The sequence below is a fragment of the Phormidium sp. CCY1219 genome (assembly GCF_055795085.1).
The window spans coordinates 1-281 of sequence record NZ_JAYFEQ010000494.1; the positions used below are offsets into that span (position 1 = coordinate 1).

Below are 281 nucleotides of genomic sequence, written 5' to 3' on the forward strand. Positions count from 1 at the left end.
CTTGTACTCCAATATTTGAGATTGCCGTCGTATGGGCTGGCCTCGCCTTTGACTTTAACGTGTCTGACAATTGGAGTATCGGCGTGGTTTAGCAATTTGATTGGGTTTGATTCCGCTCGTGTTGCGAATACCCATTGCCGATTCCCTATTGTTTGCCAGTATTTCTTGGCTACCCACTTTTCAGTTTTATTGGAATGTCTTCGGTTTCCCCATCTGGCTAATTTCCAAAATAGTAAATTATCCATTTGAGAGAAGACTTCTTTAGACACTACTGTTGAGTA

General features: G+C 42.0%; 1 protein-coding gene. It reads right to left on the reverse strand.

Features of this window, described 5'->3' with window-relative positions; genetic code table 11:
• Nucleotides 1-269 (reverse strand): group II intron maturase-specific domain-containing protein (locus AC0QH1_RS12875; protein ID WP_324631540.1); only part of this gene is annotated, 269 nt, incomplete at its 3' end.
• Between the last annotated feature and the right edge of the window lie 12 nt (nucleotides 270-281).